This is a genomic window from Microbacterium sp. Bi128 (assembly GCF_918698205.1).
Map to the genome: position 1 here is coordinate 1 of NZ_CAKKMM010001555.1, position 1,141 is coordinate 1,141.

At 66.9% G+C, this 1,141-nt stretch carries 2 protein-coding genes; both read left to right on the plus strand.

Annotated features, from left to right (window positions below; translation table 11 throughout):
* Positions 1-602: SDR family oxidoreductase (locus LQV45_RS34500; protein WP_230012399.1), on the plus strand; the 602-nt coding region annotated here is incomplete at its 5' end.
* 20 nt (positions 603-622) lie between these two features.
* The coding region (locus LQV45_RS34505) for an SDR family NAD(P)-dependent oxidoreductase (RefSeq protein ID WP_230012402.1) at positions 623-1,141 on the plus strand (519 nt) is incomplete at its 3' end.

Sequence of the window (1,141 nt, forward strand, 5' to 3'; positions counted from 1 at the left end):
GCCAGGGGGTCATCCACGAAGTGGACGTCCGCAGTACCCCGTCAGTCGATGCCTTCGCCGACCGCGCCATACAGGAATACGGCCGCCTGGACTACGCCGTGGCCAACGCCGGAATCCTGCGCAACTCGCCCCTGGCGGAGATGACCGACCAGCGCTGGCACGACATGCTCGACGTCGACCTCACCGGCGTGATGCGGACCCTGCGCGCCGGTTCCGCGAAGATGACCGACGGCGGATCGCTGGTTGCCGTATCCTCCATTGCCGGCGGCGTCTACGGCTGGGAGGAACATGCCCACTACGCGGCCGCCAAGGCCGGCGTGCTCGGCCTGATCCGCAGTGTGGCCGCCGAGTTGGGGCCGCGCGGCATCCGCGCCAACGCCGTTATCCCCGGACTGATCGAAACTCCCCAGTCCCTGGATCCGGTGAATTCCCTCGGGCCCGAGGGCCTGCAGCGCGCCGGTCTGGAAATCCCCTGGGGCCGCGTCGGACGGCCCCAGGAAGTTGCCAGCGTGATCGGCTTCCTGACCTCCGATGACGCTGTCTACGTCACGGGCCAGTCCCTGATTGTTGACGGCGGCCTCACCATCAAGATGCGTGCCTGAAAAGCCTCGGAAGGACAAACATGAACAACCCTGACGCCTCCCGAAACACGGAGGGCCGCGCCGTTGTGGTCACGGGCGGAGCCAGCGGCATCGGCAAGGCCATCGCCGAGGCCTTCACCGCCAACGGCGACAGAGTCGCCATCCTGGACCGGTCGGGCGCGGCGGGAAGCATCGCCGTCGACGTCTCAGACGAGGCGAGCGTGAAGGCGGCCTTTGCCGCAGCACGGTCCCGGCTCGGCAGCATCGACATTCTTGTGAACAGTGCCGGCCTGCTGACGGAATCGCCGCTGGAAGACATGACGCTTGCCATGTGGAACGAGACGATTGCCGTTGACCTGACCGGTGTCTTCCTCTGCTGCCGGGAGGTGGTGGGGGAGATGCGGCAGCAGAAGTGGGGCCGGATCATCAACATCGCCTCCCAGCTGGCCATCAAGGGCGGCACCGGGCTCAGCCACTACAGTGCCGCCAAAGCCGGAGTCGTGGGGCTGACCAAGGCCCTGGCCCTGGAAACTGCCGCCGACAACGTGCTGGTCAACAAC